At 71.3% G+C, this 15,348-nt stretch carries 14 protein-coding genes and 1 tRNA gene; 7 read left to right on the plus strand and 8 right to left on the minus strand.

What is annotated here, in order from left to right; all coding sequences use genetic code 11:
- Window positions 1-206: 206 nt before the first annotated feature.
- The 6 genes from ACKUU6_RS02265 to ACKUU6_RS02290 form a co-directional block, all read right to left on the minus strand.
- Complete coding sequence (locus ACKUU6_RS02265) at window positions 207-449, minus strand: acyl carrier protein (RefSeq protein ID WP_407986693.1); 243 nt, start codon at window positions 447-449, stop codon at window positions 207-209.
- Entirely contained in the window at window positions 446-1,816 is a 1,371-nt protein-coding gene (locus ACKUU6_RS02270; RefSeq protein WP_407986694.1) for a 2-oxo acid dehydrogenase subunit E2, read from the minus strand. The genes ACKUU6_RS02265 and ACKUU6_RS02270 overlap by 4 nt, the downstream gene beginning before the upstream one ends.
- A 1-nt stretch (window position 1,817) precedes the next feature.
- Entirely contained in the window at window positions 1,818-2,819 is a 1,002-nt protein-coding gene (locus ACKUU6_RS02275; protein ID WP_407986695.1) for an alpha-ketoacid dehydrogenase subunit beta, read from the minus strand.
- Window positions 2,809-3,750 carry a pyruvate dehydrogenase (acetyl-transferring) E1 component subunit alpha gene (gene pdhA, locus ACKUU6_RS02280; protein WP_407986696.1) on the minus strand — a complete coding sequence of 314 codons (942 nt, stop codon included), beginning with the start codon at window positions 3,748-3,750 and terminating at the stop codon, window positions 2,809-2,811. The genes ACKUU6_RS02275 and pdhA overlap by 11 nt, the downstream gene beginning before the upstream one ends.
- Window positions 3,751-3,860: 110 nt before the next feature.
- Window positions 3,861-5,654 (minus strand): acetate--CoA ligase, encoded by a 1,794-nt coding sequence (gene acsA / locus ACKUU6_RS02285; protein WP_407986697.1) that lies wholly within the window; start codon window positions 5,652-5,654, stop codon window positions 3,861-3,863.
- Between the two features lie 352 nt (window positions 5,655-6,006).
- Window positions 6,007-6,774, minus strand: a complete 768-nt coding sequence (locus ACKUU6_RS02290) for a PspA/IM30 family protein (protein WP_407986698.1) — start codon at window positions 6,772-6,774, stop codon at window positions 6,007-6,009.
- Between the two features lie 497 nt (window positions 6,775-7,271).
- On the opposite strand from ACKUU6_RS02290, the gene ACKUU6_RS02295 reads away from it, so the two are divergent.
- From ACKUU6_RS02295 to ACKUU6_RS02315, 5 genes are all read left to right on the plus strand, one after another.
- On the plus strand, window positions 7,272-7,736 hold the full coding sequence (locus ACKUU6_RS02295) for a universal stress protein (RefSeq protein ID WP_407986699.1): 465 nt from the start codon (window positions 7,272-7,274) through the stop codon (window positions 7,734-7,736).
- Window positions 7,733-8,959 (plus strand): PP2C family protein-serine/threonine phosphatase, encoded by a 1,227-nt coding sequence (locus ACKUU6_RS02300; RefSeq protein ID WP_407986700.1) that lies wholly within the window; start codon window positions 7,733-7,735, stop codon window positions 8,957-8,959. Before ACKUU6_RS02295 ends, ACKUU6_RS02300 begins: the two co-directional genes overlap by 4 nt.
- Before the next feature lie 12 nt (window positions 8,960-8,971).
- Window positions 8,972-9,574, plus strand: a complete 603-nt coding sequence (locus ACKUU6_RS02305) for a beta galactosidase jelly roll domain-containing protein (RefSeq protein ID WP_407986701.1) — start codon at window positions 8,972-8,974, stop codon at window positions 9,572-9,574.
- Window positions 9,575-9,978: 404 nt separating this feature from the next.
- The gene (locus tag ACKUU6_RS02310; protein ID WP_407986702.1) at window positions 9,979-11,796 is read left to right on the plus strand and encodes a hypothetical protein; all 1,818 of its coding nucleotides are present in this window, start codon (window positions 9,979-9,981) and stop codon (window positions 11,794-11,796) included.
- Between the two features lie 168 nt (window positions 11,797-11,964).
- Window positions 11,965-12,057 (plus strand) — tRNA-OTHER (locus ACKUU6_RS02315).
- A gap of 248 nt (window positions 12,058-12,305) precedes the next feature.
- On the opposite strand, the gene ACKUU6_RS02320 is transcribed toward ACKUU6_RS02315, so the two are convergent.
- A complete protein-coding gene (locus ACKUU6_RS02320) occupies window positions 12,306-13,112 on the minus strand; it encodes an SGNH/GDSL hydrolase family protein (protein WP_407986703.1) in 807 nt (268 codons plus the stop codon).
- Entirely contained in the window at window positions 13,096-13,668 is a 573-nt protein-coding gene (locus ACKUU6_RS02325; RefSeq protein WP_407986704.1) for a PadR family transcriptional regulator, read from the minus strand. Before ACKUU6_RS02325 ends, ACKUU6_RS02320 begins: the two co-directional genes overlap by 17 nt.
- A 90-nt stretch (window positions 13,669-13,758) precedes the next feature.
- Between ACKUU6_RS02325 and ACKUU6_RS02330 the strand changes: the two genes are divergently transcribed.
- Window positions 13,759-14,199 carry a nuclear transport factor 2 family protein gene (locus tag ACKUU6_RS02330; RefSeq protein ID WP_407986705.1) on the plus strand — a complete coding sequence of 147 codons (441 nt, stop codon included), beginning with the start codon at window positions 13,759-13,761 and terminating at the stop codon, window positions 14,197-14,199.
- 361 nt (window positions 14,200-14,560) lie between these two features.
- Entirely contained in the window at window positions 14,561-14,833 is a 273-nt protein-coding gene (locus tag ACKUU6_RS02335; protein ID WP_407986706.1) for a hypothetical protein, read from the plus strand.
- Window positions 14,834-15,348 lie beyond the last annotated feature (515 nt).

Genomic DNA, 15,348 nt, shown 5'->3' on the forward strand with positions numbered 1-15,348 from the left:
CCGGGCGTGCTTCAAGTCTCACACCGCTCCTGCGGACGGCAACGCGCAAGACGCCGTTAACGGCCCGTACCGGGGAGAGCCGATCCCGGTTGGGGTGGGTGGTGCGGTCACATCCGCTGCAATCGGCCGGTCCAGCGGTGCAGATCGGTCCGGCGGACAACCGCTGTCACAGTCGCAACTCCCCACTCTCCGCGTCCGCACGGGCGTCAGGTCCGCTCGGCGAGGAAGGCCGCGGCGCTGCTCAGGGTGGTCAGGCGGGGGTAGTCGTCCTCGTCGATCCGGCAGCCGGCGCGCTCGGTCATTCGTTCGACCAGGTTCAGGAAGTCCAGCGAGTCGAGTTCGAGGGCTTCCCGGAAGGCGGTGTCGGGTCCGATCGTGGTGAAGTCCGCGTCCGGGACGATCTCGGTGAGCGCCTCCTGGACGAGGAGCAGGGCCTGGTCACGGTTCACAGTTCCTCCGGTGTGCGCAGCAGCCGTTCGAGAGCTGTCAGGTAGCGGGCGCCGGTGGCGCCGTCGCTGGCCCGGTGGTCGGCGGACAACGTCGCTGTCACCACGGGACGGACGCCGAGCAGGCCGTCGAGGGCGCAGGGGCGATCGACCACCTTGCCCAGGCCGACGAGGGCGACCTGGGGCGGGTAGATGACGCCGAAGACCGCTTCCACGCCTTGGTCGCCGAGGCTGGTCACGGTAATGGTGGGGTCGGTGGTCTCGGAGCCGCGCAGCCGACCGGACCGGGCCCGGGCCACCAGGTCCCGGAGCCGGGCCATGAGTTCCGCCGGCGACAGGTCGGCCGCGTGGTGGATGGCCGGAGCCACCAGGCCGCCGCCGCGCAGGGAGACCGCGACGCCCAGGTGAACCTCGGGCGCCGGGACGAACCGACCGTCGGCGAAGAAGCCGTTGAGCTGGGGGACCTCACGGGCGGCCCGCGCTGCGGCCTTGAGCAGGAGGGCAGCAGGTACCAGGCGCTCGGAGACCGGGAGCCCGCGGTTCTGCTCGCGCAGCCAGGCGACCGCCGGGCCGAGGTCGATGGTGGTGGACAGGTAGTAGTGCGGGATCTCGCGCTTGGAGCGTGCCATCAGGTCACCGATGGCACGGCGCATCGCCTCGGAACGGCCGGCGGTCTCGGCGTGCCGGTCGGGGGTGGGCGACACTTCGACGGTGGGAGCCTTCTGAGCAGCGGGAGCGGTCTCAGGGCCGGTCAGCTTGGCCCGGACATCGGCGACCCGGATCGCACCGTCCGTTCCGGTCCCCAGCACTCCCGCGAGATCGACCCCGCCCTCGGCCGCCAGGCGCCGTGCCATCGGCGTCGCACGGACCCGGCTTGTCGTCCTCGCCGACGGCGGCACCACGGGGGCGGCAGCGATCGGGGACGCGACCGCCCTCCGGGTCTGCGGCGACGCGGCCTCGGGCTGCGGGGCGGCCGGCACATCGGCGCGGGTGATCCGGCCACCGGGCCCCGTGCCGTGCACGGTACTCAGGTCGACCCCGCGCTCCCGTGCGAGGCGACGAACCAGCGGCGTCGGTGCGGGCGCGGCTGTCGGCTCGGCGGGCGCCGCCGGGGCCGGCCGCTGCGTGACGGCGCCCACCGGGTTGATCACGGCCAGCGGCGTCCCGACCGGCACGGTCTCGGTCGGCTCGACCAGCAGGCGCTCCACGACGCCGCTCTCGAAGCACTCCACCTCGATCGCGGCCTTGGCGGTGTCGACGACGGCGACGATGTCGCCCTTGTGCACCTGGTCGCCGGGGTGGATGAGCCATTCGAGCAGGGTGCCCTCGGTCATGTCGGCGCCGAGTGCGGGCATCGTGAACTCGGCCATCTCAGCCCACCGCCCGAAGCGCTGCCGCCACGATGTCGGAAACCTGGGGCAGCGCGGCCTGCTCCAGTTGCGCGGCGTACGGCACCGGCACCTCAGCGCCGCACACCCGCTCGACCGGCGCGTCGAGGTCGTAGAAGGCCTGCTCGGTGATGCGTGCCGCGACCTCGGCGGACAGGCCGCCGCTGCGCCAGCCCTCGTCGACGATCACCGCGCGGTGGGTCCGGCGCACCGAACCGATGACGGTGGCGTCGTCGAGCGGGCGCAGGCTGCGCAGGTCCACCACCTCGGCGTCCACCTGGTTCTGGGTTGTGAGTTGCTCGGCGGCGGTCAGCGCCTTGCCCAGCGAGCCGCCGTAGGTGATAAGGCTGATGTCGGTGCCGGGTCGGCGTACCGCGGCACTGTCGAGGTCGACCGGTCCGGGGTCGTCTGCGGTGGTGTCGGTGCCGTTGTACAGGGAGCCGTGCTCGAAGACGATCACGGGATCGGGGTCGGCCAGAGCTGGGGCGAGCATCCACCGCGCGTCCGCGACGGTGGCGGGTGCGAGGACCCGGATGCCGGGGATGTGCGCATAGAAGGCTTCGAGACTGTGCGAGTGCTGGGCTGCGAGCTGGCGGCCGGCGCCGGTGGTCATCCGGATCACCAGCGGCACCGCCACCTGCCCGCCGGACATGTGCAGCAGGGTCGCCGAGTTGTTGAGGATCTGGTCGAGGGCGAGCAGGCTGAAGTTGACGGTCATGATCTCCACGATCGGACGCAGTCCGGCGATCGCCGCGCCGATGCCGGCCCCGACGAAGCCTGACTCCGAGAGCGGGGTGTCCCGGACCCTCTCGGGGCCGAATTCCTCCAGCAGACCCAGGCTGACACCGAAGGCCCCTCCGTAGCGGCCCACGTCCTCACCCATCAGGAAGACCCGGTCATCGGCCGAGAGCGCCTCACGCAGCGCTTCACGCAGCGCCCCGCGGTAGCTCATCGGCTCGGCCCGACGGGCCCCGTCACCGGTCATGACGCCCCCCGGTCGGGCTGTACACGAAGCGCAGCAGGTCCTCCACCGGTTCGGTCCCGCCCTGGCGCGCGAGGTCGAGTGCCGTGTCCAGCTCCTCCCCGACCTCCTTCTCCACCGCGGCGAGCGCCTTGTCGTCGAAGCCGTCCTCGGCCCGCATGCGCGTGCTGAGCGTCTGGATCGGGTCGCGCTCCTTCCACCGTTCGATCTCCGTCCTGTCCCGGTAGCGGTCCGGGTCGTACATGGAGTGCGCGCGGAAACGGTAGGTTCGCAGTTCCAGGAACACCGGTCCGGCGCCGTCCCGGATCGCCCGAGCCGCCCTTTCGGCGGCCCGCTCGACGGCCAGCACATCCATGCCGTCGACCTCCCAGGCCACCAGCCCGTACGAGGCCGCGCGTGCGGCCAGGTCGGTCTGGGCGTGCTCGCGGTTCAGCGCGGTGCCCATGGCGTAGAGGTTGTTCTCGCAGGCGAGCAGCAGGGGGAGCTCCCACAGGGCGGCCAGGTTGGCGGTCTCGTGGAACTCGCCCTCGGCGAGTGCGCCGTCACCGAACAGGCAGCAGGTCACGTGTTCCAGTCCGCGCATCCGGTCGGCGAGGGCCAGTCCGGCGGCGACCGGCAGACCGCCCGCCACGATGCCGTGGCCGCCGTAGAAGCGCCGGCTCACGTCGAACAGGTGCATCGAACCGCCACGGCCGCGGCTACAGCCGGTCACCCGGCCGAGCATCTCGGCGAAGACCGACTCGGCGGGGATACCCCGGGCCAGCGCGTGGCCGTGCTCGCGGTAGGTGGTGACCACCGCGTCCTCGGGTCGGAGTGCGCCGAGCACGCCCGCGGAGACGGCCTCCTCGCCGATGCACAGGTGGACGAAGCCCCGTACCTCGCCGCTGCTGTAGAGCTCGACGCAGCGCTCCTCGAACTGTCGGATGCGTACCATCTCCCGCAGGAGATCTCGGCGGTGGGCCGCCTGCGGGGCGGGCCCGCCTCGGTTGTGCGTGCGGGTCCTGCCACGCGAGGCAGTCGGTGCTGCCGCCGTTCGGCGCGGGCTCATCGGGATTCCTCCAGGGCCGAGGTGTCGCCCTCCGGCAGGCCCAGCTCACGAGCTTTCAGCAGTCGGCGCATCACCTTGCCACTGCGGGTCTTGGGGAGGTGCTGGTCGAAGGCGATCTCGCGGGGCGCGATGGCCGGTCCGAGCCGCCTGCGCGCGAAAGCGGTGATCTCACGGGCCAGACCGGTGCCCGGCTCGTATCCCGGTTTGAGGGAGACGAACGCCTTGACGATCTCGCCGGCGACCGGGTCGGGACGGCCGATCACCCCTGCCTCGGCGACCGCCGGATGCTCCATCAAGGTGCTCTCCACCTCGAACGGCCCGACCAGGTGCCCGGCGGACTTGATCACGTCGTCGGCGCGGCCGACGAACCAGTAGTAGCCGTCCTCGTCGCGCCGGGCGACGTCGCCGGTGAGGTACCAGCCGCCCGCGAAGGAGGCCTCGTAACGCTCCTCGGCGTTCAGATAGCCGCGGAACATCGACGGCCAGCCCGGACGCAGCGCCAGCTCGCCCTCGTGCCCCGGAGTTCCGACCTCCTCCACCTGACCGTCCGTCACTACTGCCCGCCCGTCCGGACCGCGCTCCAGCAGGCCCGCCACGACGCCGGGCAGCGGGCGGCCCATCGAGCCGGGCCTGATCTCGGTGGCCGCGAAGTTCGCGATCATGATCGCGCCGGTCTCCGTCTGCCACCAGTTGTCGTGGATCGGCAGGCCCAGGATCTCCTGCCCCCAGCGGACCGCCTCCGGGTTGAGCGGTTCACCGACACTGGCGATGAACCGCAGCGACGACAGGTCGAAGGAGCGCGGCAGGTCGGGCGGGCTTCCCCGAGGGCTCGCCCGCATCAGCATCCGGATCGCGGTCGGAGCCGTGTACCAGACGCTCACCCGCTCCTCGGCGAGGATGCCGTACCACCGGCGGGCCTCGTACTCCCCCGCGTCGACCACCATCGTCACCCCGTGGGTGAGCGGCGCGACGACCCCGTACGAGGTGCCCGTGACCCAGCCCGGGTCGGCGGTGCACCAGAACACGTCGTCGGGATGCAGGTCGAGGGCGAACGCGGCGGTGGCGTGGTGGGCCACCACGGCCTCGTGCACGTGGATCGCACCTTTGGGCGTCCCGGTGGTGCCACTGGTGAAGTGCAGCAGCGCCATCTCCTGCGGGTCGGTGTCCGGGATCGTGAACGCCTCGGACGCCTGCGCCAGCATCGCGTCGAAGGAACGGGTGCCCGGCAGCGGCTCGGTGCACGCTCCCACGATCAGCACCGTTTCCAGCTGTGCCAGCTGCTCGCGCCGGGCCGCCACCTTTCGTCGGTACAGGTCCTCGGTCGTGATCAGCACCCGCACACCGCCCAGCCGCAGCCGTTCCTCGACCGGGACCGGTCCGAAGGCGGGGAAGAGCGGGCAGAACACCGAGGTGTTCTTCAGCGTCCCGAGAACGGACACGTACAGCTCAGGGCAGCGGCTCAGCAGCGAGGCGACCCGGTCGCCGCGGCCCACGCCCAGTGAACGCAGCACATTCGCGAAGCGGTTCGTCCAGCGGGCCAGCTCGTCGTACGTCACCGTGCTGACCTGCCGATCCACGGCAACGCAGCGCAGCGCAGCGCGCTCGCCGCGTCCGGCGGTGACGTGCCGGTCGACCGCCTCGTACGCGATGTTGAGCCCCCGGCCGCCCGGCAGCCCGTCGAGTGCCTCACGCGCCGACTCCCACGAGAAATCGCGCCGGGCCCGCTCGTAGTCGGCGAGATTGGGCGCGGCTCCTTGCACCGGCCGAGCACGAATGGCCTCGGTTTCCATGGCTACTCCCTTCCGGGTTGCCGATAGGGCCTCCTCCAGCCTGACAGACACGGGACCGCCTGGCCTGGGGGCAAGGGCCAGATCGCCCGCCCCGGCACGGACGTGGGATGAACCCAGCCTGTGAACCGAGGAGACGTCCCGACAGCCGAAGGACGATCGATCACGACTGAGCCGACCCTCACCATCGATCCGGACCTGGATCCTGGTCTTGCCCGATGCCCTCCAGTCGGTCGACCTCGCAGCAGATGTCCACCGTGGGTTCACCGTCAGGGTGAGGATCGAAGGCACGGTCTCCGGCGGGGACCACTGCAGCTGCCGAACGGTTCACGCCCGTCCTCCTGAAGCTGCGCGGTCACACCGACGACTCCCCACCCGACTCCGCCCGACGCACGCCCTCCCCCTCCGGGCGCGGGCCTGCAGGCAGCTTCGCCTTCAGCCGCCTCAACTCCTCCTCCACGTCCTGATCCGCACTGATCCGCTCCAGCTCGATCCGGACCTCGTCGGGGCCGGCCGGCGCAGCGGCGTCCTCCAGTGCGCCGGAGGCCATCAGCTCGTCCAACGCCCCGGAGCGGGCCTGCAGTTGTTCCGTCCGGTCCCGGGCGCGCTGCACCGCCGCGCCGACACTGCCGATCTCCTCGCCGACGCCCGAGAGGGTCTCGCCGATGCGGGACTCGGCCTCGGCCCTGGTGTACTCGGCCTTGAGCGTCTCCTTGCGCGTGCGGAACGCCTCCACCCTCGCCTCCAGCCGCTGCGCGGCCGCCGTCAGCTTCTCCTCTTCGGCCCGCAGCAACGGTTCCTGCTCCTCCAAGCCGCTGAGCTGCCCCTGCAAACCCGCCCGCCGGGCCAGCGCCTCCCGCGCCAGGTCCTCGTGTCCTGCGGCCAGCGCCTGCTGCGCCTGCTCCTCCAGCTTCCCATTCGACTTCCGCACCTGGGCGATCTGCAGTTCCGTTCGTTTCCGGCTCGTCACCACGTCCGCCAGGCCACGCCGCACCTGCTGCAACAGGTCCACCTGCTGGGCGTACGCATAGTCGAGCACCTCGCGAGGGTCCTCTGCCCGATCCAGCACCGCGTGCGCCTTGATCCGGAACAGCTCTGCGATGCGGTCCGCGATACCGGTCATGGACACCCACTCCCTACCTGCAACGACTCGGCCGCGGCACGGCCGTGACGCGAGAACTCGCCGCTGGATCACCGGCACTCACAGCGTCAGCGGCACCTCCACCGTCTCTCCGCAGATGCCACGGCACAACCCGCCGCCTCAGTCCCCACAGCACACGGCCTCCCACATGGGGACGACGCGCGGCGCTGCCCGAGCCGTTCCAGGTAGTAGTCGTAGCACGCCGTCTCCACGCCCCGCCGCTCCTGCTCCGTGGGACGTGCAGCTGCCGGACGATCTCCTCGTTCGCCCGGAACCGGGACTCGCCGCGGAGGTCCGGGTATCGTTGACGATGCCCCAAGAACTCCGAGCGGACTTCGTGCGGTTGGTCGAGGCCAGACTCGGACGATCGTGAGCCCGGACGATTGCACGACGTCCGGGGCCGTCGAGCGGCCCGTCAGGAGCATGGAACCGATCATTGATGGTGGCGGTGGTGAGCACACGGCCATCGGAGGCGAGTGATGAGCGGGCAGACCGGCCGATCGACTCGGATCGTCGTGGGAGTGGACGGTTCGTCGTCGTCGAGGGCCGCGCTGGGGTGGGCAGCCCAGCAGGCCGAGCTCACCGGCAGCACCGTGGATGCCGTGCTCGCCTGGCGGTACCCGGCAGGGTACGGCTGGCCCGCGCCGGTCCTGCCGTCCTTCGACTTCGTGGGCAACGCTGACCGGGCCCTGGCCGAGGCCGTCGCGGAGGCCGCCGCCGAGCACCCGCAGGTCGAGATCCGCGAGCACGTCGTCCAGGACCATCCCGCTGCGGCGCTCCTCAAGGCCGCCGACGGCGCGCAGCTGCTCGTCGTGGGCAGCCGCGGGTACGGCGGGTTCACCGAGGCCCTGCTCGGGTCGGTCAGCCAGCACTGCGTCCATCACGCACAGTGCCCGGTCGTCGTCGTCCGCGCCGCCGCACCGGGTGCTGGGGCGAAGCCGTGACCGGCCAGGAGGTCGACTACCGCACGGTCTTCCACGCCCTGCCCGGCATGGTCGCCCTACTCACCCCGGACCTGGTGTACGCCGACGCCAACGATGACTTCCTTCGGCTGTCCGGGCGTACCCGCGAGCAGCTCATCGGCCGGTACCTCTTCGATGTCTTCCCCAACAACCCGAATGACCCCGCCTCCACCGGGGCCCGCAACCTGGAGGCATCCCTGCGCCGGGTCCTGGCCTCCGGCGAGCGCGACACCATGGCCCTGCAGCGCTACGACGTTGAGTCGGTCACCCGGCCCGGCGAGTGGGAGGAGCGGTACTGGAGCCCGGTCAACGCCCCCGTACTCGACGGCGAGGGCCGTACGGTTCTGCTGGTCCACCGGGTCGAGGAGATCACCCAGCTCATCCGCACCCACGGCCTGCCCGAGGGCGACCGCGCCCGCGTACTGGAAGCCGAGCTCTACACCCGCGCCCGCGAACTCCAGGAGGTCAACGAACGCCTACGCGAGGCCCACGCCCGCGACCGGGAGGTAGCGCTCGCGCTTCAAGAGGCCATGCTGCCCGCACCCAGGCGGCTGGAGCGCCACCACGCCGCGGTCCGCTACCGTCCTGCCGTAGGCGCGCTCAATGTCTGCGGCGACTGGTACGACTTCGTCGAACTCCCGGGCGGCCGAGTGGCGGTCGCCGTCGGCGACGTGGTCGGCCATGGCCTGGTCGCCGCCGGCGTGATGGGCCAGCTCCGCAGCGCCCTCAGTGCCGCCTCCCGGGTCGCTGCCGGCCCCGCCCAGGCGCTCGAAGTCCTCGGCCTCTACGCCCGCTCCGTCGACGGCGCCGAGTCCACTACCGCCGCGACCGCCTTCATCGACTCCGGTACCCGCACCATCAGCTACAGCAGCGCCGGTCACCCCCCGCCCGCCCTGCTGCGTGGCGACGGCACCGTCGAGTTCCTCGACCGGGCCACCGACCCACCGCTCGGTGCCCGCCCCGAGCACCAGGCGCGGCCCGAGGCAGTCACCCGGTTCACCGAAGGCGACACACTCGCCCTCTACACCGACGGCCTGATAGAACGCCGCCGCGAGGATATCGACGCCGGCCTGGACCGCCTCGCACGGGCACTCGCGGGACACCGCTCCGAGACCCCTGACGCCCTCGCCGACGCCGTCCTCACCGAACTGCTCCCACCCGGCGGCGCCACCGATGACACGGCACTCGTCGTCATTCGGCTCTGAAAGGCCGACCGCTTGGCCGACGGGCACCGTCCGGCGCCCCCGATCAGGGTCGACCGGCACCGGGTTCGAGGGCCCGGGTCGAGCGACGGCCAGCCCGTCGGCGTCCTCGAACGGGAGAACCACGAACGGGCCATCGCCTTCACCGCCCCCGCGGCCGGCAGCGTGCTGCGTGTCCTGGTGGAGAACCAGGGCCGCGTGAACTACGGCCGAGGAATGCACGACCGCAAGGGCCTGCTCGGCCCCGTCCTGCTCAACGGCGCCGAACTGACGGGCTGGGCCAACCGGCCGCTGCCCCTGACCGATCTCAGCGGCCTCGCCTTCGCACCCGCCGAGGAGCCCGCCGTCGGGCCGGTCTTCCACCGGGGCACCTTCGACATCGAGGAACCGGCCGACACCTTCGTCCACCTGCCCGGCTGGACCAAAGGAAACGTCTGGATCAACGGCTTCCACCTCGGCCGCCACTGGTCCCGCGGCCCCCAGCGCTCCCTGTACGTACCCGGCCCCGTCCTGCGCCCGGGACCGAACGAGATCACCGTGCTCGAACTGCACACCACAAGCCTCGCCCGCACAGTGGAGCTGCGCGAGCAGCCCGACCTCGGCCCCACCGAGGAATGACCAACCATCCCTGAACAACCGGGCGGGCCAGTTCGATGTCCGACCCGACAACGAGGGCCACTCCGGCTACCGCATCGACCGGATCACCGCACTCGCCGACGCTCCTCGGGCGGCCTGCGGCCTCCCTGGAGGGGGCTGGACGGCGCCGGTGGCGGTCGTCGCCTGACCGGGTGTCAGCTGCTGAAGACGCGGCTGGATGGTTGTGCGGGCGCCGCAGGCTGTTCTCGGGGGGTGCCGCAACTCCTTCGCCCGTGTCGGATCTTGGCACTAGAGTGCCCGCCATACGACATCGCCCTCCGGGGCGCCGGGGGACGGAGTTTCCAACCATGGCAAGACATATGGGACGGTGGCGGGGCATTCGTCCTGCAACCCTGGTCACTGCAGCCGCAGTTGCCTTCGCGGGGGTGATGCTGTCCGCCTCGTCGGCTGCCGCTGCGCCGCCGATCCAGCAGGTGCCGCAGGTCTCGCTGGCGTACACCGACGCGACCACGCCGACGACGAGTTACCCGCAACCAACAGGTGAACTGCCGCTGGGCAGCTGGCTCGACGAGCAGGGCACCACCCACAAGTCGCGGATCTACGCCTCCTTCGACCTGGCGGGCTTCGCCGCCAAGGACACCGGGAAGCACGTGGTGGCCGGCTGGTTCCTGTTCGGCGAGACCTCGGCCACGAGCTACGTCCCGCGCACCGTCGAGGTCTGGCAGACGGCGACGCCGACCGCCCCGGTCACCTGGCGCCGGGCGCCCGCCGAGAAGAAGTTGCTGGGCACGGTGGCCACCACAGCCGGCGGCCCTGCCTCATACCTGCGGCTGGACCTGAACAGCGCGGCCGCGAGCGCCGCCGCGTCCGGTAGCCACACGCTCTCCGTCGAACTGCGGCTGTCCGAGGCGGACGAGGCGAACACCGCGCTGGGGCGTCGGCTCAGCCCCCGCATGCTCATGTACGCCACGTCCAACACCGCCCCCGGCGTGCCCACCGACCTGTACAGCCAGCAGTACACCTGCGCGGACAAGGCGCGCCCGTACCTGGGGACTCTGACGCCGCCACTGACGGCGATGCTGCACGACGCTGACGCGAACGACCAGTACCTCACGGGCACCTTCGCGGTCTGGCCGGTGGATCACCCGGAGCAGCGCACCGAGTTCACCGGCGACAACATGGTCAAGGACCGCGGCAGGGCCGCGAGCGTTCCGCCGGGTGTGCTCGCCGACGGCGGAACGTACGCCTGGCAGGTCCGGGGCGGCGACGGCACCGAGTTGTCCGCCTGGTCCAAGCCCTGCACCTTCCACGTCGACGTCACCCGCCCCACCGCCGCACCCGTGGTGACCTCGGCGAACTTCCCGGAGGGCCAGGCCGGGCCCGGCGGGGTACCGGCCGAGTTCACGATCACCTCGAACTCGACCGCGGACGTGGAGGGTTACCAGTACAGCTGGACCCAGGACTTCCCCGTCGACGGCTGGTCCGACGGCCCGAACGGGCTGCCGCAGTGGACCGACCCGTACACCCGACCGGGCCACGTCCGGGCTCCCCGGCTCGGTGGCGCGGTGAACCTCACGCTGTCGCCACCGGACGACGGCCCGGCCACGCTCTTCGTCCGCAGCCTCGACCGGGCGGGCAACCCCTCGCCCTCCACCAGCTACCGGTTCTACGTCCCCAGCACCATGCCCGTGGTGACCGGCCTGCCGACACCGGCACTGCTGGACACGCCCTTCACCCTGCAGTTGGCGCCCAACGCGAGCCTGGCCGCAGTGGACAGCTACACCGTGCAGGTGAACTACGACACGCCGCAGACCGTGGCGGCCGCCACGGACGGCACGGGCTCGGTAACGCTCGCCCTCGCCCACGCGGGCGGCAGCGTCATCACGGTGCGCAGCCACAGCCCGAACGGCTGGGTCAGCTCCTCCAACCGGCTGTTCGCCTACGTGGACACCAGTCCCACCGTCACCTCCGAGACCTACCCGGAGGACACGGGATCCGGCGCCACCGGGGGCGGGGTCGGGGTCACCGGGGTGTTCACCTTCGCTCCGAAGGTGAAGAACACGGCGTCCTACACCTACGCTCTCGACTTCGGTGCCGAGACCACCGTCGCCGCAGCGGCGGACGGCACGGCCCAGGTCTCCTGGACCCCGGACACCAGCGGGCAGCACGTCCTCTCCGTCTACCCGACCGACCTGGACGGGCGGACGCACGAGACGTACTACTACTACTTCAACGTGAGCTGACGCTGCGGTAGCAAGGTGAGGGGGCACGCGGTCCGCGTGCCCCCTCGCTCTGTCCCGTCCACGGGTGCCGACTGTCAGCGCAGGGTCAGGGCGGAGTCAGGGCGGTGTCAGGTCCGCCGGGCACAGTGGTGTCACGCCGGAAGGGACAACGCACCGTCCCCGAGGCTGGGAGAGGTGCCCGGAGCGGCTGATCGGGTGCCAGGCTGGCAACAGCCGAGCAGGGCCTTCGGGCCCGCGCAGGTTCGAATCCTGCCCTCTCCGCCCCGCCTTCCCCGCCTTGCACGGGCCGGTACGGCGTACTGGTCGTGAACGAGAGCGCGAGCGATTCTGCCCTTCCGGCACCACCGCCGTGCCCCATCGGCTCCACCTTCGAAGCAGTTCGCCGGGCCAGCATCGGGGGTCGCCGCCGACGCCCTCCGGCTACTGCCGGTCCGGTGAGGACGCCGTCCACCGCCACGAGGGCAGTGCGACGCCTCGACCCACCCGTTCGCGGGAAAACTGACCTGGCGTCAGCCGCCGACGGCCACCACCGGCCCGAGCACTGGCCGCCGGGCGCTGCGGCCGTCTCCGGAGGAGCGGCCGCGCAGCCGCCGGGCCAGCCAGGGCCCCAGGAAGGCGGCGGCCCAACGGAGTTCGGCAGCGGTGGCGCGCACGCCCGTCGGGACCGCCTGCGCAGGCAGCGGGTCGGCCCAAGTGCCCGAGCTGCCGGGCAGGCCGAGGGCCTCCGCCACCGCGTCGGCGATGCGCTGGTGGCCGAGCGGAGAGGCGTGCAGGCGGTCGGCGGCCCACATCCGGGGGTCGGTGGATGCCTCCGGGAGGGCGGTCTCGGCAACCACCACACCGTGGCGGGCGGCGGCGGCCCGGATGTGGTCGTTGATCTCCAGAATGCGGGGGCGCAGTGGCTTGGCGAGGGAGACGATCCGGGTGATGTCGGGGAAGGTCACGGTCGCGACCTGGGCCCCCGCCTCGGTGAGCGAGGCGAACATCCGCTCCAGCTCGCCCGCCACCCGCGCCGCCTCGAACCCGGGCCGCAGCAGGTCGTTAACCCCGGCTACCACCGTGGCCAGGTCCGGCTTCAACTCCAGGGCGGGGCCGAGCTGTTCGGCCCGTACCTGGCCGGCCAGCCGACCCCGTACGGCCAGGTTGGCGTACTGGAACCGGGGCTCCACCACCGCCAGCTGCTCGGCCAACCGGTCGGCCCAGCCCCGCAGGCCGATGGTGTCGTCGCCGTCCCCGACCCCCTCGGTCTGGCTGTCGCCGAGGGCGACGTACCGCAGGTAGCGGCCGGATTCGGTGATCTCAGCTCTGTTCCGCACGGCTCTCCTCACGTGCTCGCAGGACGTCCGCGATCCGCACGCACCAGTCCCTGGTCTCCCGTTCGAACGCCACACCGCGGAGGCAGGTCAAGTAGGGCCCGATCCGCTCGCCGTGAAGCAGGTACTCGTCCTCGTCGGCGCCGCCGCGCAGGGTGCGCAGCAGCTCGACCAGGAAGTCCACCTTGGCCGCGGCGATCTCGGCGCGCTCGTCGAGCTGCGCGAGGACGGCGGCGGTACCGATCCGGTCGGCGGCCTGCACCTTGACCATCAGGTCGTCGCGAATGAAGGACGGCTTGGCCACCGCCTCGGCGAAGGCCTCCAGTTCGCCCCGGCCGGCCTCGGTGACCCGGAAGAGCCGCTTGTTGGGCCGGCCCTCCTGGAGGACCTGACGGCCCGACACCAGGCCCTCCTTCTCCAGTTTGGCCAGCTCGGCGTAGAGCTGCTGGGGCAGCGCGTGCCAGAAATTGGCGACGCCGATGTCGAAGGCCTTCGCCAGCTGGTAGCCGCTGTACTCGCCGTCGAGCAGCGCGGCCAGTACCGCATGACGCAGCGCCATTCCCTCCGCCCCTTCCCTTCCGAGGTCCGCGACTGCATCATACTCATGAAAATGACTAATCAAATTGATGAGTATCGAGGAGATCTCGCCATGCCGCTGCACCCCACCGCCGACCGTTTCCGTTCCGCCGTCGAGAGGAGCGACCACGCCGCGCTCGAGGACCTCTTCAGCGATGACGTGCGCTTCTTCAGCCCGGTGAAGTTCACCCCCTTCGAGGGCCGCCCGCTGGTGTTCGGCCTGTTCGGCGTACTGCTGCACACCTTCGAGGACTTCCGCTACCTGGGCGAGTTCGACGGCACCGCCGAGCCGACCGGCGGCGGCGAGCCCGGCCGCTCCGCGATCCTGCCGTTCCGCACCACCGTGGACGGCAAGCAGATCCACGGGATCGACCTGCTCCAGTTCGACGAGGAGGGCCGGATCGACGAGTTCACCGTCATGGTGCGGCCGCTGTCGGCGGTGCAGACCCTCTCCGCGGCGGTCCTGCGCGGCCTGGTCACGGCGGGCCTGGTGCCGGACCCCGCCGCCTCTTGACGGGCCGTCGGTTGGCATCCCTACCGAGTAGCCGCGACACCCGGGGGGACGCCGTGTCCGTGACCGAGCAGCAGCTGACGACCCCGTGGGAGGCTCTGCTGGCCGAGCACACGGGCGATGCCACGGGAAGATGCCCGGTTACCTCACACGCCGAGCCGTGCGCGATGGCTCCCGCCACAGGGGCACAAACCGTGGGCGCCGGAGCCGGCGCTACTGCGACACGGGGCAAGAGTTGCACAACCCGGCTCGCGAGAGGGCCGCGGGAACGTCGCAGCTGACCGAACAACGAGGAAGTCGCGAACCAAGGCTTCCCGGTGTCAGTCCGGATGCGCTCCGACCGAGGCAGGCGGACCCTGGATCCATGAGCACCTACGACGACGCCGTAATCGTCACTTGCGGTGAGTTGACGTTCCCGGCGCAGGCGGATCTGTCGCCGGCGTCAGGGGATGATCCGCTGACGTCCTGGGGCGGTACTCTCATCGCGGACAGCGCGGAGCACGCCTTCGAACTCCGGCAGGCCCGGCAGGGGCTCATCCAGTTCCCCGATGGGCGCGAGGGCTTGTTCAAGGTCACCGACACGGAGACCGGTGAACTGTGGCTCGGGGTCCAGGGCTACGGCCCTACGCCCTTCTGATACGCCCACACGCGGCACCAGTGCAAGAGCGTCCATCCCCGGCCGAGACGACCAGACGGCATATTGGGCGGTGATCGCGTCTCGCAGCGGCGCTGTGCGGGCAGGCGAAAACCTGCAAGGTGGGCTTCCTTCGCCGGCATTGTCCGGATCAGGTGATGGAGGTCGCCTTCCGGTCTCACAGACCTTCCGGCCTCTCAGCCCGACCGTCGACAGACACCCCGTCGCGGAGCCTCCGCCCATCGCCCGGGGCCATCCGGTCGAGCTCCCTCGCTCGCCCTGCAGGCCAACTCCCAAGATACTCCCGCCACCGCCCGGCACCAGGGCCGAACGGCCCCATCGCTGTCCAGGCGACCAATTCGGCCGGCCCCGCCGAACAGCGCCCCTCGATGAATCCGTCTCGGCCCCGGACTGCTCACCCGCGGTGGTCGACCTCCGCGTCTCCTTCGACTGAGCCCCGCCGTCCTTCCCCGACAGCTGGGACGAGGCGGGAACGAACGGGGTCGTCCGGCGCCTGA

Origin of the sequence: Kitasatospora sp. CMC57, from assembly GCF_045866025.2 — a bacterium.
GTDB lineage: Bacteria > Actinomycetota > Actinomycetes > Streptomycetales > Streptomycetaceae > Kitasatospora.

Coding starts and splice junctions, on each gene's coding strand:
- ACKUU6_RS02270 (WP_407986694.1), bottom strand. CDS start 1,816: ATGGCCGAGTTCACGATGCCCGCACTCGGCGCCGACATGACCGAGGGC.
- ACKUU6_RS02275 (WP_407986695.1), bottom strand. CDS start 2,819: ATGACCGGTGACGGGGCCCGTCGGGCCGAGCCGATGAGCTACCGCGGG.
- pdhA (WP_407986696.1), bottom strand. CDS start 3,750: ATGGTACGCATCCGACAGTTCGAGGAGCGCTGCGTCGAGCTCTACAGC.
- acsA (WP_407986697.1), bottom strand. CDS start 5,654: ATGGAAACCGAGGCCATTCGTGCTCGGCCGGTGCAAGGAGCCGCGCCC.
- ACKUU6_RS02290 (WP_407986698.1), bottom strand. CDS start 6,774: ATGACCGGTATCGCGGACCGCATCGCAGAGCTGTTCCGGATCAAGGCG.
- ACKUU6_RS02295 (WP_407986699.1), top strand. CDS start 7,272: ATGAGCGGGCAGACCGGCCGATCGACTCGGATCGTCGTGGGAGTGGAC.
- ACKUU6_RS02325 (WP_407986704.1), bottom strand. CDS start 13,668: ATGGCGCTGCGTCATGCGGTACTGGCCGCGCTGCTCGACGGCGAGTAC.
- ACKUU6_RS02330 (WP_407986705.1), top strand. CDS start 13,759: ATGCCGCTGCACCCCACCGCCGACCGTTTCCGTTCCGCCGTCGAGAGG.
- ACKUU6_RS02335 (WP_407986706.1), top strand. CDS start 14,561: ATGAGCACCTACGACGACGCCGTAATCGTCACTTGCGGTGAGTTGACG.